At 51.8% G+C, this 25,171-nt stretch carries 22 protein-coding genes and 1 pseudogene; 7 read left to right on the top strand and 16 right to left on the bottom strand.

Annotated features, from left to right (window positions below; all coding sequences use genetic code 11):
• Positions 1 to 22 precede the first annotated feature (22 nt).
• Together EAH77_RS11865 and EAH77_RS11855 are read right to left on the bottom strand one after the other, a co-directional pair.
• Complete coding sequence (locus EAH77_RS11865) at positions 23 to 715, bottom strand: hypothetical protein (RefSeq protein WP_140472865.1); 693 nt, start codon at positions 713 to 715, stop codon at positions 23 to 25.
• A gap of 320 nt (positions 716 to 1,035) precedes the next feature.
• Positions 1,036 to 1,599, bottom strand: a pseudogene (locus tag EAH77_RS11855) (phage portal protein); the annotation flags it as partial.
• Between the two features lie 7 nt (positions 1,600 to 1,606).
• On the opposite strand from EAH77_RS11855, the gene EAH77_RS11850 reads away from it, so the two are divergent.
• A complete protein-coding gene (locus EAH77_RS11850) occupies positions 1,607 to 1,771 on the top strand; it encodes an ogr/Delta-like zinc finger family protein (RefSeq protein WP_431306763.1) in 165 nt (54 codons plus the stop codon).
• Positions 1,772 to 1,963: 192 nt separating this feature from the next.
• Here EAH77_RS11850 and hpt read toward each other — a convergent pair whose 3' ends face one another.
• The 9 genes from hpt to cueO form a co-directional block, all read right to left on the bottom strand.
• On the bottom strand, positions 1,964 to 2,500 hold the full coding sequence (gene hpt, locus EAH77_RS11845; RefSeq protein WP_140472861.1) for a hypoxanthine phosphoribosyltransferase: 537 nt from the start codon (positions 2,498 to 2,500) through the stop codon (positions 1,964 to 1,966).
• A gap of 114 nt (positions 2,501 to 2,614) precedes the next feature.
• The gene (gene gutQ, locus EAH77_RS11840) at positions 2,615 to 3,580 is read right to left on the bottom strand and encodes an arabinose-5-phosphate isomerase GutQ (RefSeq protein WP_140472859.1); all 966 of its coding nucleotides are present in this window, start codon (positions 3,578 to 3,580) and stop codon (positions 2,615 to 2,617) included.
• Positions 3,573 to 4,346 (bottom strand): glucitol operon DNA-binding transcriptional repressor SrlR, encoded by a 774-nt coding sequence (gene srlR / locus EAH77_RS11835; protein ID WP_140472857.1) that lies wholly within the window; start codon positions 4,344 to 4,346, stop codon positions 3,573 to 3,575. The genes gutQ and srlR overlap by 8 nt, the downstream gene beginning before the upstream one ends.
• A gap of 81 nt (positions 4,347 to 4,427) precedes the next feature.
• Positions 4,428 to 4,790: a transcriptional regulator GutM gene (gene gutM, locus EAH77_RS11830; protein ID WP_140472855.1), complete on the bottom strand. Its 363-nt coding sequence runs from the start codon at positions 4,788 to 4,790 to the stop codon at positions 4,428 to 4,430.
• Between the two features lie 54 nt (positions 4,791 to 4,844).
• The gene (gene srlD / locus EAH77_RS11825; protein ID WP_140472853.1) at positions 4,845 to 5,624 is read right to left on the bottom strand and encodes a sorbitol-6-phosphate dehydrogenase; all 780 of its coding nucleotides are present in this window, start codon (positions 5,622 to 5,624) and stop codon (positions 4,845 to 4,847) included.
• A 21-nt stretch (positions 5,625 to 5,645) separates the two neighbouring features.
• The gene (gene srlB, locus EAH77_RS11820; protein ID WP_140472851.1) at positions 5,646 to 6,008 is read right to left on the bottom strand and encodes a PTS glucitol/sorbitol transporter subunit IIA; all 363 of its coding nucleotides are present in this window, start codon (positions 6,006 to 6,008) and stop codon (positions 5,646 to 5,648) included.
• 9 nt (positions 6,009 to 6,017) lie between these two features.
• A complete protein-coding gene (gene srlE / locus EAH77_RS11815) occupies positions 6,018 to 7,007 on the bottom strand; it encodes a PTS glucitol/sorbitol transporter subunit IIB (RefSeq protein ID WP_140472849.1) in 990 nt (329 codons plus the stop codon).
• Positions 7,008 to 7,021: 14 nt separating this feature from the next.
• Positions 7,022 to 7,570, bottom strand: coding sequence for a PTS glucitol/sorbitol transporter subunit IIC (srlA, locus tag EAH77_RS11810; protein ID WP_140472847.1), 549 nt, complete (start codon positions 7,568 to 7,570; stop codon positions 7,022 to 7,024).
• Between the two features lie 260 nt (positions 7,571 to 7,830).
• Positions 7,831 to 9,438, bottom strand: a complete 1,608-nt coding sequence (gene cueO, locus EAH77_RS11805; RefSeq protein ID WP_140472845.1) for a multicopper oxidase CueO — start codon at positions 9,436 to 9,438, stop codon at positions 7,831 to 7,833.
• A gap of 174 nt (positions 9,439 to 9,612) precedes the next feature.
• Here cueO and EAH77_RS11800 point away from each other — a divergent pair, with 174 nt between their 5' ends.
• The 5 genes from EAH77_RS11800 to yddG all read left to right on the top strand — a co-directional run bounded on the left by EAH77_RS11800 (position 9,613) and on the right by yddG (position 14,101).
• Positions 9,613 to 9,960 carry a YacC family pilotin-like protein gene (locus EAH77_RS11800; RefSeq protein ID WP_140472843.1) on the top strand — a complete coding sequence of 116 codons (348 nt, stop codon included), beginning with the start codon at positions 9,613 to 9,615 and terminating at the stop codon, positions 9,958 to 9,960.
• Between the two features lie 223 nt (positions 9,961 to 10,183).
• A complete protein-coding gene (speE, locus tag EAH77_RS11795) occupies positions 10,184 to 11,047 on the top strand; it encodes a polyamine aminopropyltransferase (RefSeq protein WP_194150510.1) in 864 nt (287 codons plus the stop codon).
• Positions 11,048 to 11,075: 28 nt separating this feature from the next.
• Positions 11,076 to 11,870: an adenosylmethionine decarboxylase gene (gene speD / locus EAH77_RS11790; RefSeq protein ID WP_140472839.1), complete on the top strand. Its 795-nt coding sequence runs from the start codon at positions 11,076 to 11,078 to the stop codon at positions 11,868 to 11,870.
• 388 nt (positions 11,871 to 12,258) lie between these two features.
• The gene (locus EAH77_RS11785; protein WP_140472837.1) at positions 12,259 to 13,134 is read left to right on the top strand and encodes a hypothetical protein; all 876 of its coding nucleotides are present in this window, start codon (positions 12,259 to 12,261) and stop codon (positions 13,132 to 13,134) included.
• A gap of 88 nt (positions 13,135 to 13,222) precedes the next feature.
• Positions 13,223 to 14,101, top strand: coding sequence for an aromatic amino acid DMT transporter YddG (yddG, locus tag EAH77_RS11780; RefSeq protein ID WP_140472835.1), 879 nt, complete (start codon positions 13,223 to 13,225; stop codon positions 14,099 to 14,101).
• A gap of 4 nt (positions 14,102 to 14,105) precedes the next feature.
• Here yddG and yacL read toward each other — a convergent pair whose 3' ends face one another.
• Positions 14,106 to 14,471 carry a protein YacL gene (yacL, locus tag EAH77_RS11775; protein ID WP_140472833.1) on the bottom strand — a complete coding sequence of 122 codons (366 nt, stop codon included), beginning with the start codon at positions 14,469 to 14,471 and terminating at the stop codon, positions 14,106 to 14,108.
• Positions 14,472 to 14,558: 87 nt separating this feature from the next.
• Entirely contained in the window at positions 14,559 to 17,156 is a 2,598-nt protein-coding gene (gene acnB / locus EAH77_RS11770) for a bifunctional aconitate hydratase 2/2-methylisocitrate dehydratase (RefSeq protein WP_140472831.1), read from the bottom strand.
• A 639-nt stretch (positions 17,157 to 17,795) separates the two neighbouring features.
• Between acnB and EAH77_RS11765 the strand changes: the two genes are divergently transcribed.
• Positions 17,796 to 18,698, top strand: coding sequence for a heparin lyase I family protein (locus EAH77_RS11765; RefSeq protein ID WP_140472829.1), 903 nt, complete (start codon positions 17,796 to 17,798; stop codon positions 18,696 to 18,698).
• A gap of 116 nt (positions 18,699 to 18,814) precedes the next feature.
• Here EAH77_RS11765 and lpdA read toward each other — a convergent pair whose 3' ends face one another.
• From lpdA to aceE, 3 genes are all read right to left on the bottom strand, one after another.
• Positions 18,815 to 20,239, bottom strand: a complete 1,425-nt coding sequence (gene lpdA, locus EAH77_RS11760; RefSeq protein WP_161985794.1) for a dihydrolipoyl dehydrogenase — start codon at positions 20,237 to 20,239, stop codon at positions 18,815 to 18,817.
• Between the two features lie 212 nt (positions 20,240 to 20,451).
• Complete coding sequence (aceF, locus tag EAH77_RS11755) at positions 20,452 to 22,344, bottom strand: pyruvate dehydrogenase complex dihydrolipoyllysine-residue acetyltransferase (RefSeq protein WP_140472826.1); 1,893 nt, start codon at positions 22,342 to 22,344, stop codon at positions 20,452 to 20,454.
• A gap of 13 nt (positions 22,345 to 22,357) precedes the next feature.
• Positions 22,358 to 25,021, bottom strand: coding sequence for a pyruvate dehydrogenase (acetyl-transferring), homodimeric type (gene aceE / locus EAH77_RS11750; RefSeq protein ID WP_140472824.1), 2,664 nt, complete (start codon positions 25,019 to 25,021; stop codon positions 22,358 to 22,360).
• Positions 25,022 to 25,171 lie beyond the last annotated feature (150 nt).

Below are 25,171 nucleotides of genomic sequence, written 5' to 3'. Positions count from 1 at the left end.
TTTTTAAGAAATTTCATCATGATTATCGAATCATTCTTGTAATGATATTTACTACATCCGAATCTGATGCCCATTGTGCCTCGAGTGCACCAGCACGTTCAAATAACGGCTCTATCAAGAAATACATCATTTCTAATTCTTGCACGTATAGAGCGGCATAATAGGCGGGATACCTCAAACTGAGACGTTGGGCGTTATCTGCTGCTTTCTGGACGACGCCATAAGTCGTCACTATCCCGACAACCGTGCCAGCCGTGCGGCCTGTGAGGATGCTTATTTCCATGCTTAGGTTCAGTCCAACGCTAACGGAGGCGGCGGCTGCTAAAGAAAACCCAGCACCAGTTAGAGAACTTGCGGCAATATGGATATTCACTGCCATTAGCATTTTTTTGATAATTTCTAATTGCTCTGAGGTTTTGTATTTAAATATTTCTTCAAAATAAATTTTAAGCATGTCGTAGACAACGCCGCCATTTTCAAGAAGATAAGTAACGCCCTTAGTAAATCGTATATCTTCATTCTTTTGTTTCTTGCAGACGTCCTGATATTCATCGGTAAAACATGATGTGTAATATGTCAGGCGGGTAGCGCCCGCACCTAATGTTTGAATTTGATTTGCCACCTGTCCTCTGACTGAGGCTAAAGCGTGGTCGAGTTTTAATGCAAGGATTTTATTGGACTGCAAATAACTTATGACTTCATTCCTCTGGTACATAACCGCTCCTGGTTAACTTCCATTTAGTCCGTGCGGCAAGTGTAAATGTTCAATATTGGTGAGTAAATGTGCATTTGTGTTGCATGGATTTGCATTTTTCCAAAAAATTATTAATCACCGTGCCGCGCCTGTACTGGGGCGGCTCTCAGTGGGTCAGGCAACTGCATTAAAAGCGACACATAAAGCGGGCAGGCGTGGCGGGGATAGCATTGTGCGCAAAGGGTGTTTGCAGGGTTTTATTCCTGCGCCTGAGCACGCTGTGGTGAGGTTCTCGATTCTTCGCGCGATGTTGATGCAAGCTGGCGCTTTCGCCGCGGGTGGTGCGCGCTGAGCAGGTCGTCGCGTGTCGCGTTCTTGATGTTAAAGAAATCATCTTTGGTTGCCACTTCGCTGAGCGGGATAATTTTAATCGCGTCGGGTTTGCCGTTCGGTGCGTGATAAAAAATGTTCCTGAAATTCCCGTCACCTTTCGATTTACTCATCATGTCGCGCAGTGCCGAAATATCCTCTTTGTTCTGCGCGGGGTCGGTCACGTACATCACATAGCCTGCGTGTGCGCCGTTCTCGAAATACTTGCGGCGGTACAGCGTCGCGGACTCATTGAGCCATACGCTGTTTAAGGCGCTGAGATATTCGGGCTGGCCGTAAAGCTCCTGATTAATATCGGGCTCCTGCAAATGAAAGATGGTATCTGCTGCGAAAGAATGGGGTGAGACGTAATTCTCTACGAACCAGTAAAACCCCGCCTCTACGCCGCGACGGGTATATTTGGCTGGTGAGGTTTCCAGTCTCAGTAACTGGCCAGTGCGGCTCTGCCGCTGCTCCATAAACCCGTTGCCAAAGATAATATAATCCAGTGCATACCCGCTCAAGCCGTTACCTGAGTGAGAACTGAGTGAGAACACAAAAGAGCGTTATAACCAGTGCCAGAATATAAACTGCGGGCATACGTTCAAGACAATGGAGTCATTCGACGGCTCAATCATGAAGCCGGGCCATATCGTCGCGGTCATGCCTCACCCGACCTCGCACGGTCAGCAAACTTTCCTGATGTAAGGGCACAAAAAAAGCCTCGTTATTCGAGGCTTTTTGCTATGATTTTTCTCAACGTGGTCAATGCGTGGACATCGATAGAAATCCTTTTATTTCAGTTGGTTAAAATGATTTCCCAGGCACATAATGTGCCTTTTTTTGTGCCTTTTTTCAGGCGATCCACTCAGTAATACCGAGGGTGTAGCCGGTTACTGACTACTCGTCGAGCATCACGACTTTGCCAACGTATGGCAGATGACGGTAGCGCTGGGCATAGTCGATGCCGTAGCCGACGACGAATTCGTCGGGGATGGCAAAACCGACGTATTCGACTTTCACGTCAACTTCACGGCGCTGGGGCTTGTCGAGCAGCGTACAGATGGCCAGTGATTTCGGGCCGCGCAGTTGCAGCAGTTCACGCACTTTGCTCAGGGTATTGCCGGAGTCGATGATGTCTTCAACGATCAAGACATCTTTGCCGCGGATATCCTCGTCGAGGTCTTTGAGGATTTTGACATCACGGGTGGTGGACATGCCGTTGCCGTAGCTGGATGCGGTCATGAAATCCACTTCGTGGGATACGTCAATGGTACGACACAGGTCAGCCATAAACATGAACGAACCGCGCAGCAGCCCGACCAGCACCATTTCGCTGCCGCTGTCACGGTAGTGTTCGGTGATTTCACGGCCTAATTCAGCGATGCGGGTTTTGACTTCCTGCTCGGAAATCATGACGTCTACTCTGTGTTTCATATATAGCCTAACCACCTGAAATTTGAGATATTTATCGCCATCAAACCGAATGATGGCGACCTTGAAGCGGAAAGGATTATAACAAAGAACCCGGTGATGGGTAACGCTGACGCGTCAACCAATCCCAGCCTGATGTAAATCATGCAGATTGAGTGCGCCAACCAGTACGCCGTCGCTGTTCACAACCGGCGCAGCGCTGATGTTTTGCTGATGCAGGGCTTCCAGTGCTTCACCGGCGCGCCACTGTGCGGGCAACAGAAAACCAGGCCGGGTAATGGCATCAGTCAGGGGTTCATCCAAACGATGCCCTTTGACCAGCCAGCGGCGCAGGTCACCGTCGGTAAAAACGCCCACTACGTGTTGGGCGGTGTCACACACAGCAATCAGCCCGAGGCCAGTGCGGCTCAGCTCCAGCATCGCATTCATGACATTATCGTCACAGCCGATCACCGGCAGACGGTCACCGGTTCGCATCAGATGATGTACGCGGTTGAGCAGGCGCGCGCCCAGACTGCCGCCGGGATGTGAGCGGGCAAAATCTTCCGCACCGAATCCCCGGTGACGCATCAGCGCCATCGCCAGTGCATCGCCCATCATCAGCGTATTGACCGCGCTTGAGGTCGGGGCCAGCCCCATCGGGCAGGCTTCACGCTCAACGCTGACGTCAATCACGGCGTCGGCCGCATGCGCCAGCGGGGAATCTTTGCCGCCAGTAATGGCGATCAGTTTGGTGTTATTTTCGGCCAGTAGCGGCAGCAGCATCTCCAGCTCTTTGGCGCGGCCTGAGTAAGAGATAAAAATCAGCACGTCCTGGCTGCCAATCATGCCTAAGTCGCCGTGCAGCGCCTCGGCGGGATGGACAAAAAAAGCTGGTGTGCCGGTACTGGCCAGCGACGCAGCAATTTTTTTGCCGATGTGCCCGGATTTCCCCATCCCGGACACTACCGCTTTACCGGTGCAGTTGAGCAACAACTGGCAGGCGTGGACGAAGTGCTCATCCAACCGTGTCAGCAGCCGCTGCGCTTCTTCAATTTCGATTTCCAGTGTTTCGCGTGCGAAGTCCAGCAGCGATTTATTCATCTTCCTCTCCCACAAGAATGATACGAATACCGTGTTTTTCGATTGCCTCACGGTACTGTTCGCTGATGCCGCTGTCAGTGATCAGGGTATCGACACGGGAAAGGTCACACACAATATTGGGGCTTTTACGGCCAAATTTTGAGGAGTCAACCATCAGAATAATGCGTTCTGCGGCTTTGCACATGGCCTGGCTGACACCGTGGGCCTCATTAAACGTTGTTACGCCGCCGTTGAGATCCACGCCATCGGCGCCGATAAACAGCTTGTCGAAGTTAAATTGGTTGAAGGCACCTTCGGCCAGGCTGCCGTGAAACGAGGAGGATTTTTTGCGGTAAGTACCGCCAGGCATCAGGATAGTCTGGTCGTTATCCAGTTCCACCAGTGCATTGATGATGTGCAAGCTGTTGGTCATCACCGTAATGTTATTAAACTGGCCGAGGAAAGGCACCATCTGCATGACCGTACTGCCCGCATCAAAAATCAGGGAGTCACCGTCCTGAATTTCTTTAATCGCGGCGCGCGCAATACGTAATTTTTTGCCGGTATTGATGTGGGTTTTACGGTCGATGGGCTGATCGCCCTCTTCCCGGCTCAACACCACGCCGCCGTAGGTTCGGATCACTGCGCCCTCGTCCTCCAGCAGAGTGAGATCTTTGCGAATGGTGGTGCCGGTGGTAGCAAAATGCGCCGCCAGGTCATCCACTGCCGTTTTACCAAATTGTTGCAAATGTTCCAGTATCGCCGCCTGACGTTGTTTAGGTTTCATCACGATTTCCACTCAAATTTTCAGATAAATTTCATTCGCCACCATTCTTTTTGAAAGATAATAGCTTTTAAAATGAAAATATCATGATTTCGGTTTAATCGCTAATGATAGTGCAGTTTGAACATTCGGATCTTTCGGGAAGATCACACCTGTCATCAATTGTTGACGGCTCATACCGTTAAGCATGAAAAGAGGCTGGGGACTGGCGAAGATCGTCAGGCCACGCAGTAAAAATCCGCCGCACACGTTCTCGTCTTTATCAAACGCCAGCGCCAGCACAACCCGGGGTTTGAAGCGTCCGGCTGAGCGACCGACGCCGACAGTGCCCTGCTGGCATAACCGGTCAAATGCCCGGTTAAAGCGTTGTAATTGCCACCAGCCCAGTGCGATCTGCGCCAGCCAGGCCAGCACCGCGCAGAAGATTAATGCCGAAGCAGACGTCATGGTGTTCTCCTTAAAAAGGGAAAACCGCCCCCTGACAACAGGGGCGGTTTGGCATCAGAACATCACCTGACCACCGGTGATATTGATCGACTGACCGGTGCAGTAAGAGGCTTTATCGCTGGCGTAAAACAGCAACATGTCGAGCACATCCTGATAGTCACAGCCGCGTTTAAGCGGCACTTTGTCGATGTAATACTGTTCGACCTGATCGGCATCGATCCCCAGTTTATTGGCGTACTGCGGCAATAATGATTGGAACATCGGCGATTTCAGCAAATTTCCCAGCATCAGTGAATGCACGGTAATACCGTATTCTGCCAGATCCAGTGCCATCGACTGTGTCAGACCTACACCGCCGAACTTGGCCGCGCTGTAACCTGCATTGTGTTTACTGCCCACTTTGCCGGATTTCGAGTTGATTTGAATGATACGCCCAGGGATCCGGTCACGGATCATCAAGCGTGAAAACTCACGAGCGCACAGGAAATACCCCACCAGATTCACCTGCAATGAGAGATCGAAATCATTGAGCGCAAAATCGGTGATCGGCGAAGCCTTCGCCATTCCCGCACTGTAGACCAGTAAATCCACCTGACCGAATGTGTGATCAACCGCTTTTGCCAGTTGCTCGACGCTGCTTTCACTGGTGGCATCCACCGCAAAACCAAACGCCCGATCGGCCCCAAATTGTTGATTGATCTGTGCAGCAACCAGCGCCGCATTCTTCTCATTGAGATCCGCAACAGCAACCCGATAGCCGGATTCAGCCAGCCCCTGACAGAGAAATGCGCCCAGCGTCTGACCACCGCCGATCACGACTGCAACCTGTTCCATAATTAACTCCTGATCCTAATATTAATCGATGAATTTCAATATGCTACCGAGAGGAATGTCCTCGGGGGTCATGCCTTTCACATGCACGCTGCCGGGGAATTCAGCCTGATCTCTGCCGTCAAAACGCAACGTGATATGGCCCAGCTCACGTAAATTCTGCATCGCCACGTCTCCAACGGCGGTGACCGGATAGCGGACACCCGCCAGGTCCATATACGCACCGCTGTGCAGTTCGCCTTGGGTCTGACCGTGCTGATGGATGAAGCAATAATCCTGAATATCCTGCGGCGCACCTTCCCGGAAGGTGATCAGCATCTGGTCGGAAAGGGCTTCCCGGGCAAAGTCACCGATATGCGTGATCGTGGTTTGGTAAATGGTTTGCATGGTGACTCCTTATTGATAGATGAAGGCTGAAGCCGCCCAGGCGATAAGCACCGTCGGCGCCCCCGTCAGGAAGCGGCCGACCAATACCGACGGTACGCCCACCCGCACGGTGTCCTGTTTGGACTCCGCCAGGGATAATCCAACCGGAATAAAATCACACGCTGCCTGTGCATTAATGGCAAACAGGGCAGGCAAGGCCAGATGCGGCGGAATATTTCCCAGCCCAATCTGTACGCCCACCAGCACGCCAATGACCTGCGCAATCACCGCGCCAGGGCCGAGGAAAGGTGAGAGCAGCGGGAAGGAACAGATCAGTGCCAGCATCACCAGTCCAACCGGGCTTTTCGCCAGCGGCGTCAGGCCGTGGGCCACCAGATCGCCCAACCCGGAAGCCATGATGATGCCGATAAGCGCTGCCACAAATGCCATAAACGGCAGAATGGTTTTGAGCACCGTATCGATGGTGTCGCGCCCAGCCTGGAACAGCACCGCCACGCCGGACCCCATACCCATACCGACTTTTGCCAACAGCCCGTCACTTTGTTCGGTGATTTTTTTGCTGGTGTCATATTCACGCCCGGCGCTGGGTTGTGCGGCCTTCGCGGCAGCCGGAACCGGCTCAGAACTTGCCGCGGTATCGATGACAATATCGTGCTCACGCACCCCGGAAACATAAATGTCTTCGGTAATATATTGCGCCAGTGGACCGGATTTGCCGGTCGAATGGATATTGACCGTCGGGATCCTGCGCTTCGGATAGATGCCGCAGCGCAAGGTTCCGCCGCAGTCGATGACCATCACACCGATCTCTTCGGCAGGCGGCTCACCTTCTTTGAAACCATCCACGGTTTCCCAGCCGGTCAGCGCAGCCAGTTTGTCGACGATCGCCGGACGGGTACCCGCCGTGATGTACACCACTTTTTTGCCGGGCACGGCCTGAATCAATAAAGGACCGCCCCAACCGCCTTCACCCCGGTTAATTCGAATAATAACGCTCATTTTCTGCTCCGCGTTTAAAGTTGAACCTGACGGTCAAGCTGGATACCCATCTTGCGTTCGAAGATGCGTGTTGTGAGATCGGTTACCCAGCCCCGGAAGAAATTAGTCACCATACCGACCAGGAAATAACTGACCGCCAACGGCCCCAGAGGTAATCCGAGCGTGGTCAGGCCGCTGGCAACGCCGAGGTAGACGAACAGTTCGCCAGGGTTGATGTGCGGGAATAATCCGTTCATGGAGTGGCAGCTGTAGGAGCTGGCAGCGTAATAGCTGGGCTTGTAGATCTCCGGCATGAAACGCCCGAGGCTCAATGTCATCGGGTTGCAGAACACAAAAGTGCCAATCACCGGCAACAGCAGGTAACGCGACACCGGATTCCCGGCACAGCGTTGTGCCAGACGTTCGATTCTTTTCTGGCCGACAAATACGATCAACGCATTCATCACCACCAGCAAACTGATTAAGAGAGGTAAAATGCCAGTGACCATACTGACAAAGACCTCCCCCCCTTTCTGAAACAGGCCGATAAACCACTCGGCACCGTGTGTGATAATCTCGATCATCTCGCTCTCCTGTAGGATATGTGGGTCTATGCTTTCATTTTTATCTCACCACACATAAAATATAATCATTATGAATATATAATTATCTTGTATTGATCACACTTTGAAAGATTTACCTTTCAAAGTGAAATATAGATAAGCGAATGATAAGACGTGCTCAGAAGAGAGGGAGAGGATCAGGGCGACAGAAGGCGGCCAGAGGAGTGTCTCTGGCCTGAGTGTGCAGAAGGATATTTAGGAAAGAAGTTTGAGAAAGTGCATCACGCAGAAACCGTAAAACCAAGCATCATCCCGGTGTCTTCGTGTTCCAGCAGATGGCAGTGCGCCATGTAAGCCTGCTGTTTGTCAGCCAGATGATTGAACCGCACCAGCACCACGCTGCGCGCGCCTTCAACGCGGACGATATCCTTCCAGCCAGTACGATGAGCAGCGACCGGCTGCCCATTTTCGGAAAGAATACGAAACTGGGTGCCGTGGATATGGAAAGGATGCAGCATCATGTCGCCCTCTCCTGAAAGAGTCCATTTCTCGTACTGGCCCCGTTTGACGTCAAAAGCAGGCGCATTCATATCGTAAGCTTTACCGTTAATTTTATTGCCGTTCATGAAATCAAATTTACCAGCGCTTTTCGACATATCCATTCCGGCCATGCCGCCATGAGCGTCGTGGGACATCCCCGGCATTGACGCCATGTCATTGCCTTTCCCTGCATCGCCGTGGTCCATACTCATTCCCGCCATCGCCTGATGACCATAGCGTTCCATCAGGGCTGCCATCCCCTGCTGGTCGAGCTGGGGATCCATCGAAAGTTGCAGCCAGCGGGCCGGCAGGCCATCGGCAGAAACCAACGCAGGCATTGTCACCAAGGTGTCAGGGATCGACTGCGCGCCCAGCGTCAGCGTCGGCTGAATACGCAGCACCGGCAGCGGCTGGTCAAAGGGTGCCAGCGTCATACCCATCTGTTTAACCGGCAGCGTGACGATATCAAAAGGCGTATTGCCCTGACACTCCACCAGCACTTCGAAGCGTTCGCCCATCAGCATCGGCAGTTCGCTGACTTTTACCGGCTCAGCCAGGAAACCGCCGTCGCTGGCGATCACGTACAACGGGCGACCGTCACTGGTGGCGATATTAAGCGAACGCGCATTACAGCCGTTCAGCAGGCGCAAACGCACCCAGCCACGTGAGACGCCGTGTTGCGGGTAAACCGCACCGTTGGTCAGCATATGGTTACCGAACCAGCCGATGGCGGCAGTCATGACGTCCATCTGGTAGTCAATTTGCCCGGCATCGTTCAGACGTTTATCCTGAAAGATCAACGGAATATCATCCACACCCCAGCGGGAAGGCAGTTGCAGTTTATTGCTTTCGTCATCCTCAATCAGCACCAGTCCGGCCAACCCCATCGCGACCTGATAACCGCTGGTCTGATGCGGATGCGGGTGGAACCAGCACGTCGAGGCGGGCTGGTCGAGCTGAAACTGCACAGTGCGGCTGGCACCGGGTGCAATCACCCCCTGCGGGCCGCCGTCGATATCACCGGGAATTTCCAACCCGTGCCAGTGTACGGTGCTGGCGACATCAAGATGGTTGTTAATGGTGACCTTAACCGGTTCGCCGCGCTTAATGCGCAGCGCCGGGCCAAGCAAATCGCCGTTAACACCCCAGGTTTCGGTCTTCACGCCGGGTAAAAACTGACTCTGCCCGCGCTGTAAATTAAGGGTGTAGTTGCCCTTGTAATCGGCCTTGAGGATCGCGGGAACCGGTAGCACCGGGCGGTCGGCGGCAAATGCCAGGCGGCTCCAGCCGGGCAACGTGGTGGCTGCGCCCATCAGGGTGGTCCATTTGATAAAGTCACGACGATGCATGTTCAGATCCTTTTGGCGGTGTGCGGGCAGTATAAGAACATCAGCCTAAACCTTCCACCAAGGGTAAGGTCAAGCCGCAGGGCAGATAAAAGAAATTTAGTGTGACTCAGGGCAAATATGTTAACGTCCTTTCATTCTATTAGAGTCTCCTTTTCCTATTAAAAGAACAATTCGATGAAAAGAACCACGCTGACTTTGCTGTTGCTGACCCTCCTTGGCTTCTCCTCTGCAAGCCAGGCATTGAGTGAATCTGAAGCCGAAGATTTAGCGGACTTAACCGCGGTTTTCGTTTATCTGAAAAATAACTGCGGCTATGACCAGTTACCTAACGCGCAAATCAAGCGCGCCATCGTGTTCTTTGCACAACAGAACCGCTGGGATTTGGCTAATTACAACAGTTTCAATATGCAGGCCATGGGCGAAGACAGTTACCGTGATTTAAGCGGTATCGCTGTGGCAACGCCAACCAAGTGTAAATCACTGGCGCGCGACTCCCTGAGCTTGTTGGCCTACTCGAACTGATCGCACTATCCCGGCGGATATTAATCGCTTCTTACGCCGGGCCTTTTCTCATCCCTCTTTCTACCCTCAGCTACACTTAATACCATTCTTTTTAAACAACGTCCTCTGAGCGAAATTCAACCGTGCATAGGCTGGCAATGTTGGCTATTATGACGCCCCCATTTTTCAAGGCTGTGAATACTCAGGAGAAGACCGCAACATGTCCCATGACTCATCACAAAAGCTGTCACCCAAAGAAATGTGGTTTGAGACTCTGCACGCCAATTTTGGCCAGTATTTCAGTGTCGAAAAAGAGTTGTACCGTGATAAAACCACGCATCAGGATCTGGTGATTTTCGAAAACGCCGCACTCGGTCGCGTGATGGCGCTCGACGGCGTGGTGCAAACCACCGAGCGTGATGAATTTATTTATCACGAGATGCTGACCCACGTGCCGCTGCTGGCTCACGGTAACGCCAAAAAAGTGCTGATTATCGGCGGCGGCGACGGCGGAATGCTGCGTGAAGTGTGTCGTCATAAAGGCGTGGAGTCGGTGACGATGGTGGAAATTGATGCCGGTGTGGTGGCGTTTTGTCGCCAGTATCTGCCCAATCACAGCGCCGGATCTTATGACGATGCCCGTTTCAATCTGGTGATCGACGACGGCGTGAACTTCGTCAACCAAACCGCTGAAACCTATGACGTGATCATCTCCGACTGCACCGATCCTATCGGTCCTGGCGAGAGCCTGTTTACGTCGGCGTTTTATGAAGGTTGTGCGCGCTGTCTGAAACCAGGCGGGATTTTTGTGGCGCAAAATGGCGTCTGTTTCCTGCAACAAGATGAAGCCGTCAACAGCCACCACAAACTGAGCCACTATTTCAGTGATGTCAGTTTTTATCAGGCCGCGATCCCGACCTATTACGGCGGCATCATGACTTTTGCCTGGGCAACCAACACCCCGGACTATCGCCAGATTGACAGCAAAACCTTGCAGGCACGTTTCGACGCCGCAGGCATTATTTGCCGCTATTACAATCCGGCGATTCATCACGGCAGCTTTGCCCTGCCACAATATTTACTGAATGCGCTGTCAGCAGCGCGCTGATATGGCTTCCATAAGGGGGTGAACTAAATTGCAAAAGCTGAAACTGCATGGCTTCAATAACCTGACCAAAAGCCTGAGTTTTTGTATCTACGATATCTGTTATGCCAAGACGGCTGACGATCGTGATGGCTATATCGCCTACATTGACAAAGAGTATAACGCCAACCGTTTGACGGAAATTCTCACCGAAACCTGCTCGATCATCGGCGCGAATGTCCTTAACGTGGCACGACAGGATTACGAACCACAGGGTGCCAGCGTCACGATTTTAGTGAGCGAAGAGCCGGTCGATCCGCGTGATGTGGATACCACTGAGCATCCGGGTCCGTTATCAAATTCGGTGGTGGCCCACCTCGATAAGAGTCATATCTGCGTTCACACCTACCCGGAAAGTCACCCGGAAGGTGGCCTCTGTACTTTCCGTGCCGATATCGAAGTTTCCACCTGTGGCGTGATTTCACCGTTGAAAGCATTGAACTATCTCATTCACCAGCTGGAATCGGACATTGTCACCATTGATTATCGCGTGCGCGGCTTCACCCGTGACGTCAATGGTGTGAAGCACTACATCGATCACTCCATCAATTCGATTCAGAATTTTATGTCTCAGGATATGAAAGCGCTGTACGACATGATGGATGTGAATGTGTATCAGGAAAATATTTTCCATACCAAAATGATGCTTAAAGAGTTCGATCTCAAACATTACCTGTTTAATGCCAAACCGGATGAACTGAGTGCGGCAGAACATAAAGAGATCACGGACTTACTCTACAAAGAGATGCAGGAAATTTATTACGGCCGCAATTTGCCGTCGATGTGATATTCAGGTAAGACCGCGAACAATATGAAAAGCCAGACGCAAGAGTATCTGGCTTTTTAATTTGACTTAATATCCAGAGTGACAGGCAACAACCCTTGTAGAAGTTTGCTCTTCTACCAGAAAAAGTGGCTAAAGGCTTATTTCATAAAACCTTAAGTCAAATTGATCATAAATTGATCTGTGCAATAACTTAAATTATCAGCATATAACAAAGACACTAACTCAAATCATGATCGTTAATCACCTTTAATTTAACTTATAACCTTTGGCTTGATCTTATTTACCCCAAAAATGAATAGAGCCTGTTTTAGCTGCCTTATCCTGCGTTAGCATCCTGCCGCTGTTTTTAAAATCACCACTCCTGATTATCTGCACACAGAAATATACAATGACAATGCATAAATTAAAGATCGCATCCAGTCTGCTGGTCGCGAGTTCTTTATTGGCTTCCGGGGTTTCCTGGGCCGGGGAAAATTTGTTTAGCAATAACAATGACGGAACACGCCACTATGTCAGTTATGGGGCGGAATATTATAAATGGGATGAAACTGTCGATAATATCGACGGTAAATATGTTGCCGAACATGGTCCCCGCCTGCGGGTAAACGTTGGTACCAATAATTATCTTGATGCGCAAAGCGGCTTATTAACTGCGTGGGACATGAGCCTGATGTTTGGCATCGTCAATTACAAAGGCAGCACCCTTGACGATAAAGCCAACGTGGCAGATGGCTCGCTGAAAGGCAAAACCTACTACACCGGGTTTAGCACAGACATCACGCGTGGCTACCGCTACCGCGCTTCGGAAAGCCTCTCAATCGACGCCAAAGGCAGCGCAGGGGGTCAGGTCTGGTTGCGTCATATCCGCTCCGACGATGTCTATATCGCTTCAGAAAATCGGAGTCAGCAGTACACCGCGCTGGAAGTGTCATTACAGCCCTATGCCAAAGCGGCGCTGGGTGCCAACTGGCAGATGACAACTGATTCCAGGCTAAGTCTCGAAGGCGGTGCGTTTTACCCTATCGCCACCTGGACGCACAGCAATCAGGGCGGCGTCTGGCTGCAACCAAAATCGCGCCTGTCACCTTTCACCAGCCTGACCTGGAACATCGACAAAGATCTGTTTGTGAAAGCCTCCTATGTTCACCAGAAATATGGCAAGTCAGATGAGAAACGGGGTCAGTTGAACGGGCGTGACGTCGGTTATTACCAGCCCGCCACCACCACTTCAACGCTGGGTCTGGAGTTCGGGTTCTATTTCTAATGCGTCCTCATAAGGAGATTGTTCCGGTGTAATTCATGGGAACAATCGCTTATCTTAGTTTTATGCTTCCCTGATACAGACCCAACCGATGGATCGTTTCGCTACGCTGTTTGGTGTTATTGCCATTTTACTGTGGAGCCTGAGCATCGCGCTCACCCGCACTCTGGCTGAATCTCTGGGGCCGTTTGGCGCTGCCGCCTCTATTTATACCGTCAGCGGCATTATGGTGTGGATGGCCAGCGGCCGGCCGACGCTGCGCGGGCAGTCTCCGGCCTATCTGATTTTATGCGGTTTGCTGTTTGTGTTTTATATGGTGGCGTTTTCGCTGGCCATTGGTTTGGCGCATAGCCGCCAGCAAACCCTGGAGCTGGGACTGATCAACTATCTATGGCCGAGCCTGACACTGCTGTTTGCGGTGCCGCTGTTGAAATTAAAAGTGCGCTGGTGGATGTGGCCTGGAGCGGCACTGGCATTTGCGGGCGTGCTGTGGGCGATAAGCGGAGGGCACGGGCTGGATATTCAACAACTCATCCGCAATGTGCGCGGCAATCCGGTGGCTTATACGTTGGCCTTTGGTGCGGCGGTGGCGTGGGCGCTCTATTCCAATCTGGTGCGCCTGTGGAGCAAAGGCAAAGGCGTTCTGCCGCTGTTTCTGCTGGCAACCGGTGCAGTGCTGTGGGCGCTGTATTTCATGTACTCATCAACCCGCATCAGCCTGACCTGGCCTGCCATCACCGAGCTGCTGGCAATGGGTGCGATAACAGCAATCTCATATCAGTGCTGGGATATTGCGATGAAGAAAGGCAATGCCACACTGGTGGCTGCGCTGTCGTACTTCACGCCGCTGTCAGCGATTTTTATCGCCGGTTTGTGGTTGCATACCCTGCCGGGCGCCAGTTTCTGGCCAGGCGTGGGCATGGTGGTTGCCGGTTCGCTGCTGTGCTGGACGGCCTCACGCGGCAAATAAAGGGTTATTTATAGGTGGTCACGAACGTACGATATTTCTCGAGGACTTGCAGAAAGTCCTCCACGCCGCAGAAAGCCAGGCTCTCTTCGTCGTAGTAGCTCATTCCGTCTTCCATTTCATCGCCTTCGAAGCCCAGTTGATTGGCGCGGATCATCACTTCGTCATCGCCGAGCAGCAGGGTGTATTCATGACCAACCAGTTCCCACTGGCGCTCGCTGCCTTTGACATCCGCTATCGCTGCTTCGACCTTGTCGAGCACGCTGAAATCGCCCTTCACTTCCTCGTTAATCCAATGTCCAACCACTTCATGGCCCATTGAAAAACGCACTTTGACCTCACCGGTAATGTCACGCAAGAAGTCGTAGTCCATGGTGTCGTCCTCAGGAAAGGGTCCCCAAAAGGGAAATAAAAAAGGAGGCCGAAGCCTCCTTTCCAACAATGCCGCAAATATAACGATTTACACTGCGGTTTGGAAGATCACGCCGTCAGCTTTGTCGGTGTATTCGCTCAGCTTGTCGAAGTTCAGGTAGCGGTAAGTATCCACTGCCGTTTTGTCGACCTGTTCCATATAGCCCAGATACTCTGCTGGCGTCGGTAAACGGCCCAACAGAGACGCTATGGCAGCCAGCTCTGCGGAGGCCAGGTAGACGTTAGCGCCATTCCCCAGACGATTCGGGAAGTTACGGGTTGAGGTGGAAACCACCGTCGCGCCGTCAGCAACACGCGCCTGGTTACCCATGCACAGTGAACAGCCCGGAATTTCAACCCGCGCACCGCTCTTACCAAAGATGCTGTAGTAGCCCTCTTCGGTCAGCTGGGCAGCATCCATTTTGGTCGGTGGTGCGACCCACAGGCGGGTTGGCAACGCGCCTTTATGGCTGTCGAGCAACTTACCGGCCGCACGGAAGTGACCAATGTTGGTCATGCAGGAACCGATAAAGACTTCATCGATTTTGCTGTTCTGCACGTCAGAGAGCAGGCGCGCATCATCCGGATCGTTCGGCGCACAAAGGATCGGCTCTTTGATATCAGCCAGATCGATTTCGATCACGGCCGCGTACTCGGCGTCAGCGTCGGCTTCGAGCAGGCTTGGATTCGCCAGCCACTCTTCCATGCCTTTGATGCGGCGCTCAATGGTACGGCGATCGCCGTAGCCTTCAGAGATCATCCACTTCAGCAACACGATGTTGGAGCTCAGGTACTCTTTGATCGGTGCCTGATCCAGTTTGATGGTGCAACCTGCCGCTGAACGTTCTGCGGACGCATCCGCCAGTTCAAACGCCTGTTCCACTTTCAGTTCCGGCAGACCTTCGATTTCCAGAATACGGCCAGAGAAGAGGTTTTTCTTACCCTTCTTCTCAACGGTCAGATGACCTTCTTTAATCGCGTAATAAGGAATGGCATGAACCAGGTCACGCAGGGTGATCCCCGGCTGCATTTTGCCTTTGAAACGCACCAGTACGGACTCTGGCATATCAAGAGGCATCACGCCGGTCGCTGCCGCAAAGGCCACCAGACCAGAACCCGCCGGGAATGAAATGCCGATTGGGAAACGAGTATGCGAGTCACCGCCGGTACCGACGGTGTCAGGCAGCAGCATACGGTTCAGCCACGAGTGGATAATACCGTCGCCAGGGCGCAGTGACACACCACCGCGGTTCATGATGAAGTCCGGCAGCGTATGGTGAGTGGTCACGTCAACCGGCTTAGGATAGGCCGCCGTGTGACAGAATGATTGCATCACCAGGTCAGCCGAGAAGCCCAGACAGGCCAGATCTTTCAGCTCATCACGGGTCATCGGGCCGGTGGTGTCCTGAGAACCCACAGATGCCATCTTCGGTTCGCAATATTCGCCAGGGCGAATACCGGCAACACCACAGGCACGGCCAACCATTTTCTGTGCCAGCGAGAAACCTTTATTGCTGGCAGCAACCGGCTTAGCAATGCGGAATACGTCGCTCAGAGGCAGTTTCAGCGATTCACGGGCTTTGGTGGTTAAACCACGGCCAATGATCAGCGGAATACGGCCACCGGCGCGGACTTCATCAAGAAGTACGTCGGTTTTCAGCTCGAAAGTGGTCACTACAGCACCGGTCTCGTGGTTACGCACTTCGCCAAGGTACGGGAAGATGTCGATCACATCGCCCATATTGAGGTCAGAAACGTCCACTTCGATTGGCAGCGCGCCGGCATCTTCCATGGTGTTGAAGAAGATTGGTGCAATTTTGCTGCCCAGTACCACACCACCAGCGCGCTTGTTCGGCACGTGTGGAATGTCGTCGCCCATGAACCACAGCACCGAGTTGGTGGCGGATTTACGCGAAGACCCAGTACCGACCACGTCACCGACATACGCCAGCGGGAAGCCTTTTTTATTCAGTTCATCGATCTGCTTGATAGGACCCACAGTCCCCGGCGCATCAGGCACGATGCCTTCGCGTTCGTTTTTCAGCATCGCCAGCGCATGCAGAGGAATATCTGGACGGGACCAGGCATCCTGAGCCGGAGACAAATCATCGGTGTTCGTTTCGCCGGTCACCTTGAACACGGTCACCGTGATTTTTTCGGCCAGTGGTGAGCGTGACAGATACCATTCGGCATCGGCCCAGGACTGTAGAATTTTTTTCGCGTGTTGGTTACCTGCGTGCGCTTTCTCTTCCACATCGTAGAAGTTGTCAAACATCAGCAGAGTATGGGACAGCGCTTTGGCAGCGATAGGGGCCAGTGTCTCATCATCCAGCGCGTCGATCAGCGGATGAATATTGTATCCGCCCTGCATGGTGCCCAGCAGTTCGACAGCTTTTTCACGGGTAACCAACGGGGAAGTTGTTTCGCCTTTGACGACAGCAGCCAGGAACCCGGCTTTAACATAGGCGGCTTCATCAACGCCTGGCGGTACACGATTAATCAGCAGGTCTAGCAGCGTGTCTTCTTCGCCTTTTGGCGGATTCTTCAGGGACTCAACCAGCGCGGCCATCTGTGCAGCATCAAGTGGCTTGGGGACGATGCCCTCAGCAGCACGCTCGGCTACGTGCTTACGGTATTCTTCTAGCACGACTTTCTCCTCGCTCTCATTGTCATTTATTATGCCTGGCTTCCATCATCAGACTGGCGTCATGCCTGTAGGGACAGGGGCGTTCAAACGGTCTGATGAGGCGGGTCACTGCGGGTATGCTTGTTTCTTTGCCCGCTTTATCAGGTAAAGCGGGCACGTCCTGAACCTAAGCACAGTGGCCCTTTGCGGCCTGGGCAGCATAGCAGGATTTCACCTGCTTGTTAATTCGTTCACATAAAAGCAACATTAAATCTTTGCTGAATCGTTGAGTACAGACGGATCGACTGCACGCAGCGATATCGTTCATTAGATCAGCATAATAGACATACTCAGGCAAGGGATTAAACTGCTGGAGAGCAACCTTAAAAAATCCAAACTCAGACCTGCCTCGCATAAAATAGCTAAGAAAATTAATCCAAATGACTCACGGCAATAATTGGGTTATATCTCGTTAAACATCACGTCAAAGCAAAACAATAATAGTTTCATGCATGCAGTGAATATAATAAATGTAATTATAGATATATTTAATATACAGACCCAGGAATAATTTAAATAATCACATCAAAATTCAACGTTGTGCTCGTGATTACGATAAATAATCACGAAAAAATGACAATATTATAAAAAGGAATAAACATGCCTGACGACATAGCCCTTCTTCCCCCAGTAAATATACCTAGCATTCAGTACGGTATAATTCCAGAGCAAGTATCTCTTCATAGAAATATCATGGAAGTCCCACGAGAAATCATATTCACTGAAGAGCCATGTACTCATTCATCACCACATGTAAATATTACATCTATTTCCAAACACGGCACAGGTAAAGTACAGGAAAGAATAGTGAGTTCTTTTTCTGGACATTATCATCTAAGGCCTTTTAATGTCAGTATAGATACTCAAGATTTCCATCACCATGGTGCTTCAAATAAAGCCATTAAGAATGATGCTTTGAAATCTGGTTACATGTCTATGGAAAAAGACGGGAATCATAATCATGTCATTAAATTTTCTCTACCGGCTCAAATTGGAAACTTCCGCACTGAGCTATCGCATTCTAACCATGTGAATATGTTTGTTGATTCCTCTTATAGTTTCAAAATGAAAGTGGGACAAGCAGCCTACGATGTGATTTTTTTCCAGGTGCGAGAGCCAGGAGGATTGATGAAAACTCAGGGACGTGATCGCCCACCATTATCCCTTCATCTGATCGATGAAAAAATAATAAGAGTTATTGTTAATTCTATACATGGCACCGAACTAAATCGCGATATTAATTTACTAGCATGCCCTAAAGCATGGAATCTCTTTCAGATAAAAATGACCTGGGACAGAGATAAGCCTTTTATTGAGTTATTGATTAATGGGAACAGTATATTTTCGACAACATGCCCATTTGGATCACCGACATCTCAGCGGCATTATTCGAAATTTGGTGTTTATATTCCCAATCAGAAGAATGTTCCGGGGACAAAACCTACATCGATATTTTTTGATAATGTTCGTGAGGTTCATCGTAAACGAAGGAGGACTCAGTAGCTGCGCCTAATATACATAGGTCTGGCCTAGCAGAAATTCCTAGCAGGGCAGGAAAATGCCAACCAAACGGCGTTGACCATTGTCAACGCCGGGGCTACTTGAAGAATGACAGGATATTATTTCTTCTTAGCTTTCGGGTTCGGCAGGTCAGTAATGCTGCCTTCGTAGATTTCTGCTGCCAGACCCACGGACTCGTGCAGAGTCGGGTGAGCATGGATGGTCAGCGCGATATCTTCTGCATCACAACCCATTTCAATCGCCAGACCAATCTCGCCCAACAGCTCGCCGCCGTTAGTACCGACAATCGCACCACCGATAACACGGTGAGTTTCTTTGTCGAAGATCAGTTTGGTCATGCCGTCTGCACAGTCGGAAGCGATAGCACGGCCTGAAGCTGCCCACGGGAAGGTGGCAGTTTCGTAGCTGATGCCTTTTTCTTTGGCTTCTTTCTCAGTCAGACCCACCCAGGCAACTTCTGGCTCAGTGTAGGCAATCGATGGAATGACTTTCGGGTCGAAGTAGTGCTTCTTACCGGAGATCACTTCAGCCGCCACGTGGCCTTCATGCACACCTTTGTGTGCCAGCATTGGCTGACCGACGATGTCGCCGATGGCAAAGATGTTTGGCACATTGGTACGCATTTGTTTGTCGACGTGGATGAAACCACGGTCGTCAACTTCAACGCCTGCAGCGCCTGCTTCCAGCAATTTACCGTTAGGAACACGGCCGATCGCCACCAGCACCGCGTCGTAACGCTGTGGTTCAGCGGGCGCTTTCTTGCCTTCCATGGTCACGTAGATGCCGTCTTCTTTGGCTTCAACAGCAGTGACTTTGGTTTCCAGCATCAGATTGAATTGCTTGCTGATTTTTTTGGTAAAGACTTTAACAACGTCTTTGTCAGCAGCAGGAATGACCTGGTCAAACATTTCCACGACGTCGATTTTAGAACCGAGCGCATGGTAAACGGTGGCCATTTCCAGACCGATGATACCGCCGCCCATAACCAGCAGACGCTCAGGAACGCTTTTCAGCTCCAGGGCATCGGTTGAGTCCCAAACGCGTGGGTCATCATGTGGAATGAATGGCAGTTTGATTGGACGGGAACCCGCCGCAATGATGGCATTGTCGAAAGTGATGGTCGTTGGACCATTTTCGCCTTCAACAACCAGAGTATTCGCGCCAGTAAATTTGCCCTGACCGGTGACAACTTTAACTTTACGGCCTTTCGCCATACCGGCCAGACCACCGGTCAGCTGGTTGATGACTTTTTCTTTCCAGAGACGCACTTTGTCGATGTCTGTTTTCGGCTGACCGAAAACAATACCGTGCTCTTCCAGCGCTTTCGCTTCTGAGATGACTTTCGCCACGTGCAGCAGGGCTTTGGAAGGGATACAGCCGACATTCAGGCAAACGCCACCGAGGGTGGAATAACGTTCAACCAGAATGGTTTCAAGACCTAAATCAGCGCAACGAAAAGCAGCAGAGTAACCTGCAGGGCCTGCCCCAAGTACCACGACCTGAGTTTTAATTTCAGTACTCATCATGACCTCTTAATTTATTTCCGGCGGGTCTGACGTCATTTTTGTGTCGTAACGCCCATCATCCACCGGGTCGTTCTATCCGCCCGCAGTTTACAAAATTGTTAACAACTTTGAAACAACAAACGGCAAACGATTTGTATTGGCACCTGACAATCTCAAACAGCAGAATGAGATTACCAGAAAAAAGCCGACCGTTTGGCCGGCTTTTTGGCTTACATCACCAGACGGCGAATGTCGGACAGTACGTTGTTGATGATGGTGATAAAGCGCGCACCATCGGCACCGTCGATAACGCGGTGGTCGAAGGAGAGCGACATTGGCATCATCAGACGCGGTACGAACTCTTTACCGTTCCAGACTGGCTCCATGGAAGACTTGGAGACACCCAGGATAGCCACTTCCGGCGCGTTAACGATTGGCGCGAAGTGAGTCGTTCCGATACCGCCAAGGCTGGAGATAGTGAAGCAACCGCCCTGCATTTCGCCAGCCGTCAATTTACCGTCACGTGCTTTCTTGGAGATCGCCATCAGTTCACGGGACAGCTCAGCGATGCCTTTCTTGTTCACGTCTTTGAAGACCGGAACAACCAGACCGTTAGGCGTATCCACTGCCACACCGATATTGATGTATTTTTTCAGCGTCAGTTTCTGACCATCTTCGGACAGAGAACTGTTCAAACGTGGCATCTGCTCAAGCGCAGCCGCGACCGCTTTCATGATGAACACCACAGGGGTGAACTTCACGTCCAGCTTGCGTTTAGCGGCTTCATCGTTCTGTTGTTTACGGAACGCTTCCAGCTCGGTGATATCGGTTTTGTCGAAGTGCGTAACATGCGGGATCATGACCCAGTTACGGCTCAGGTTAGCACCAGAGATTTTCTGGATGCGGCCCAGCTCCACTTCTTCGATTTCACCAAACTTGCTGAAGTCCACTTTGGGCCAAGGCAGCATGCCCGGAATACCGCCGCCAGTGGCAGCAGCCGGAGCAGTTTCAGCGCGTTTGACCGCGTCTTTCACGTAAGTCTGAACGTCTTCGCGCAGGATACGGCCTTTACGGCCAGTCCCTTTGACTTTCGCCAGGTTGACGCCGAATTCACGGGCCAGACGACGGATAACCGGCGTGGCATGAACGTAAGCATCGTTCTCAGCGAAGTCGCCTTTACCTGCGGCTGGAGCAGCAGCAGGTGCAGCCGCTTTCTGTTCCTGTTTGGCAGGTGCAGCAGCGTCTTCTTTCTTAGCGGCCGGAGCTGGAGCTGCGCCTTCCACTTCGAAGACCATGATCAGGGAGCCGGTGCTGACTTTGTCGCCCGCAGCAATTTTGATCTCTTTCACGGTACCCGCGAACGGAGCCGGAACTTCCATTGACGCTTTGTCGCCTTCAACGGTGATCAGGGATTGCTCAGCGGTGACTTTGTCGCCCACTTTGACCATGATTTCAGTGACTTCAACTTCGTCGCCGCCGATATCAGGCACGTTGACTTCTTTGCTGCCGGAGGCCGCTGGAGCCGCCGGAGCGGCTTCTGCTTTAGCTTCTTCTTTCGCCGGAGCAGCAGCGCCAGAGCCTGCTACTTCGAAGACCATGATCAGAGAACCGGTGCTGACTTTGTCACCCGCAGCGATTTTGATCTCTTTCACAGTACCGGCGAACGGTGCAGGGACTTCCATGGAGGCTTTGTCGCCTTCCACGGTGATCAGAGACTGCTCAGCGGTGACAGTGTCGCCGACTTTGACCATGATCTCGGTGACTTCAACTTCGTCGCCGCCGATATCTGGTACGTTGACTTCTTTGCTTTCGCTCGAAGCCGGTGCGGCAGCAGGCGCTTTCTCTTCTGCTTTTGCTTCCTGTTTCGCAGGTGCTGCATCTGCAGCACCATCAGCGGCTTCAAAAATCATGATCAGTTTGCCGGTTTCGATGGTATCGCCCACCGCCACTTTGATCTCTTTTACAACGCCTGCCTGTGGAGAAGGCACTTCCATAGAAGCTTTATCGCCTTCAACGGTGATCAGCGATTGTTCAACTTCAACCTTATCGCCCACCTTCACCATAATTTCGGTGACTTCCACTGCATCTGCACCGATGTCCGGTACGTTAATTTCAATAGCCATCTGTCTCTACCTCTTATGCCAGACGCGGGTTAACTTTGTCAGCATCGATGCCGAACTTGGTAATGGCTTCAGCCACAACCTTCACATCGATCTCGCCACGTTTGGCCAGTTCGCCCAGTGCCGCAACCACAACATAGGAAGCGTCGATTTCGAAGTGGTGACGCAGGTTTTCGCGGCTGTCAGAACGGCCGAAACCGTCGGTACCCAGTACGCGGAAATCGCTGGCAGGAACGAAGTTACGAATCTGTTCTGCGAACAGCTTCATGTAGTCGGTTGAAGCTACAACCGGTGCATCGTTCATCACCTGAGCCACGTACGGTACGCGTGGAGTTTCAGTCGGGTGCAGCATGTTCCAGCGCTCGCAGTCCTGACCATCACGGGCCAGTTCGGTGAACGAGGTGACGCTGTAGACGTCAGAACCTACGCCGTAGTCTTTGGACAGGATCTGAGCGGCGTCACGTACGTGACGCAGAATTGAACCGGAGCTCATCAACTGCACTTTACCTTTGCTACCTTCCACGGTTTCTAACTTGTAGATACCTTTACGGATGCCCTCTTCCGCGCCTTCTGGCATGGCTGGCATATGGTAGTTTTCGTTCAGCGTGGTGATGTAGTAATAGATGTTTTCCTGCGCGTCACCGTACATACGCACCAGACCGTCATGCATGATGACTGCCACTTCGTAGGCATACGCCGGATCATAAGAAATACAGTTCGGGATAGTCAGCGACTGAATGTGGCTGTGACCATCTTCGTGCTGCAAACCTTCGCCGTTAAGCGTTGTACGACCCGAAGTGCCACCGACCAGGAAGCCACGCGCCTGTTGGTCACCCGCTGCCCAGCACAGGTCGCCGATACGCTGGAAACCAAACATGGAGTAGTAGATGTAGAACGGGATCATTGGCAGATCGTTGGTGCTGTAAGACGTCGCTGCGGCCAGCCATGAAGACGCGGCGCCCAGTTCGTTGATCCCTTCCTGCAGGATCTGACCTTTCTCGTCTTCTTTATAGTAAGCAACCTGCTCACGGTCCTGCGGGGTGTACTGCTGACCGTTCGGGCTGTAAATACCAATCTGACGGAACAGACCTTCCATACCGAAAGTACGCGCTTCATCGGCGATGATCGGCACCAGACGGTCTTTGATGGAGTCGTTTTTCAGCATCACGTTCAGGGCACGGACGAAAGCGATAGTGGTAGAGATCTCTTTCTTCTGCTCTTCCAGCAGTTGTGAGAAATCTTCCAGTTTCGGCATTTCCAGCTTCTGGGTGAATTTCGGCAGGCGGGTCGGCAGGTAGCCTTTCAGCGCAGCGCGACGCTCATGCAGATATTTGTACTCTGCAGAGTCTTTTTCCAGCGTGATGTACGGCAGTTTTTCCAGACTTTCATCGGTAACCGGTACGCTGAAACGATCACGGATATAGCGCACGCCATCCATGTTCATTTTCTTCACCTGGTGGGCAATGTTCTTGCCTTCAGCCGCTTCGCCCATGCCATAACCTTTGATGGTATGCGCCAGGATAACGGTCGGCTGACCTTTGGTGTTCTGTGCTTTGTTCAGTGCAGCGAAGACTTTCTTCGGATCGTGACCACCACGGTTCAGCGCCCAGATCTGGTCGTCGGTCATGTCTTTGACCAGCTCAGCGGTTTCCGGGTAACGGCCAAAGAAGTGTTCGCGAACGTATTTACCGTCGCGGGACTTGAAGGTCTGGTAGTCGCCGTCCACGGTTTCGTTCATCAGTTGGATCAGTTTGCCGCTGGTGTCTTTACGCAGCAGTTCATCCCAACGGTTGCCCCAAATCACTTTAATTACGTTCCAGCCAGCGCCTGCAAAGATGCCTTCCAGTTCGTTGATGATTTTGCCATTACCGGTAACCGGGCCATCAAGGCGCTGCAGGTTACAGTTAATGATGAAGCACAGGTTGTCCAACTTCTCACGGGTGGCGATAGTGATCGCACCTTTAGATTCCGGCTCATCCATCTCACCGTCGCCCAGGAACGCATAAACGCGCTGTGCGGTAGTGTCTTTCAGACCACGGTGATCAAGGTATTTCAGGAACTTAGCCTGATAGATCGCACCGATTGGACCCAGCCCCATAGACACGGTCGGGAACTGCCAGAATTCAGGCATCAGTTTAGGGTGCGGATAAGAAGAGAGACCTTTACCGTGAACTTCCTGACGGAAATTGTTCATCTGGTCTTCGGTCAGGCGGCCTTCAAGGAAAGCACGCGCGTACACGCCCGGAGAGATGTGGCCCTGGAAATACACCAGATCGCCGCCGTCTTTGTCGTTGCGCGCACGGAAGAAGTGGTTGAAACACACTTCGTAAATAGCGGCTGAAGACTGGAAGGAGGACATGTGGCCACCGAGATCCAGGTCTTTCTTGGATGCGCGCAGAACGGTCATGATCGCGTTCCAACGGATAGCAGTACGAATGTTGCGTTCCAGCTCCAGGTTACCCGGATACTCAGGTTCGTCTTCAACAGCGATGGTATTGATATAATTACGGCTGGCAGCGCCAGCTGCGACACTCACGCCGCCTTTACGTGCTTCACTCAGAACCTGATCAATCAGGAACTGCGCACGCTCAACACCCTCTTCACGGATGACCGATTCGATCGCTTGTAGCCAGTCGCGAGTTTCGATCGGATCCACGTCATTATTTACACGTTCTGACATGGTGCTTTTCCTTATCTGTATCTAATACGTTGGTTTATCTGGAGCCTGTCTTCCTGCGTTCTGATGCAGGGTCTTCATGCTATGCAAAACGCACGAAGACAGGCCCGTCAGTTTAGTTGCCGCCGTTCTCAAAATAAGAACATTAACGTT

It is taken from the genome of Ewingella americana (assembly GCF_006438725.1).
GTDB lineage: Bacteria > Pseudomonadota > Gammaproteobacteria > Enterobacterales > Enterobacteriaceae > Ewingella > Ewingella americana_A.
The sequence above is the reverse complement of the archived record's forward strand: the minus strand, read 5'-3'. Positions and strand labels throughout refer to the sequence as shown.

What these genes read in the sequence shown, in the direction of transcription:
- EAH77_RS11765 (WP_140472829.1), top strand. Translation starts at nt 17,796, where the DNA reads ATGCCTGACGACATAGCCCTTCTTCCCCCAGTAAATATACCTAGCATT.
- srlD (WP_140472853.1), bottom strand. Translation starts at nt 5,624, where the DNA reads ATGGAACAGGTTGCAGTCGTGATCGGCGGTGGTCAGACGCTGGGCGCA.
- cueO (WP_140472845.1), bottom strand. Translation starts at nt 9,438, where the DNA reads ATGCATCGTCGTGACTTTATCAAATGGACCACCCTGATGGGCGCAGCC.
- aceE (WP_140472824.1), bottom strand. Translation starts at nt 25,021, where the DNA reads ATGTCAGAACGTGTAAATAATGACGTGGATCCGATCGAAACTCGCGAC.
- yddG (WP_140472835.1), top strand. Translation starts at nt 13,223, where the DNA reads ATGGATCGTTTCGCTACGCTGTTTGGTGTTATTGCCATTTTACTGTGG.
- srlB (WP_140472851.1), bottom strand. Translation starts at nt 6,008, where the DNA reads ATGCAAACCATTTACCAAACCACGATCACGCATATCGGTGACTTTGCC.
- srlR (WP_140472857.1), bottom strand. Translation starts at nt 4,346, where the DNA reads ATGAAACCTAAACAACGTCAGGCGGCGATACTGGAACATTTGCAACAA.
- hpt (WP_140472861.1), bottom strand. Translation starts at nt 2,500, where the DNA reads ATGAAACACAGAGTAGACGTCATGATTTCCGAGCAGGAAGTCAAAACC.
- yacL (WP_140472833.1), bottom strand. Translation starts at nt 14,471, where the DNA reads ATGGACTACGACTTCTTGCGTGACATTACCGGTGAGGTCAAAGTGCGT.
- lpdA (WP_161985794.1), bottom strand. Translation starts at nt 20,239, where the DNA reads ATGAGTACTGAAATTAAAACTCAGGTCGTGGTACTTGGGGCAGGCCCT.
- srlE (WP_140472849.1), bottom strand. Translation starts at nt 7,007, where the DNA reads ATGAGCGTTATTATTCGAATTAACCGGGGTGAAGGCGGTTGGGGCGGT.
- aceF (WP_140472826.1), bottom strand. Translation starts at nt 22,344, where the DNA reads ATGGCTATTGAAATTAACGTACCGGACATCGGTGCAGATGCAGTGGAA.
- srlA (WP_140472847.1), bottom strand. Translation starts at nt 7,570, where the DNA reads ATGATCGAGATTATCACACACGGTGCCGAGTGGTTTATCGGCCTGTTT.
- gutM (WP_140472855.1), bottom strand. Translation starts at nt 4,790, where the DNA reads ATGACGTCTGCTTCGGCATTAATCTTCTGCGCGGTGCTGGCCTGGCTG.
- gutQ (WP_140472859.1), bottom strand. Translation starts at nt 3,580, where the DNA reads ATGAATAAATCGCTGCTGGACTTCGCACGCGAAACACTGGAAATCGAA.
- EAH77_RS11800 (WP_140472843.1), top strand. Translation starts at nt 9,613, where the DNA reads ATGAAAAGAACCACGCTGACTTTGCTGTTGCTGACCCTCCTTGGCTTC.
- EAH77_RS11785 (WP_140472837.1), top strand. Translation starts at nt 12,259, where the DNA reads ATGACAATGCATAAATTAAAGATCGCATCCAGTCTGCTGGTCGCGAGT.
- EAH77_RS11865 (WP_140472865.1), bottom strand. Translation starts at nt 715, where the DNA reads ATGTACCAGAGGAATGAAGTCATAAGTTATTTGCAGTCCAATAAAATC.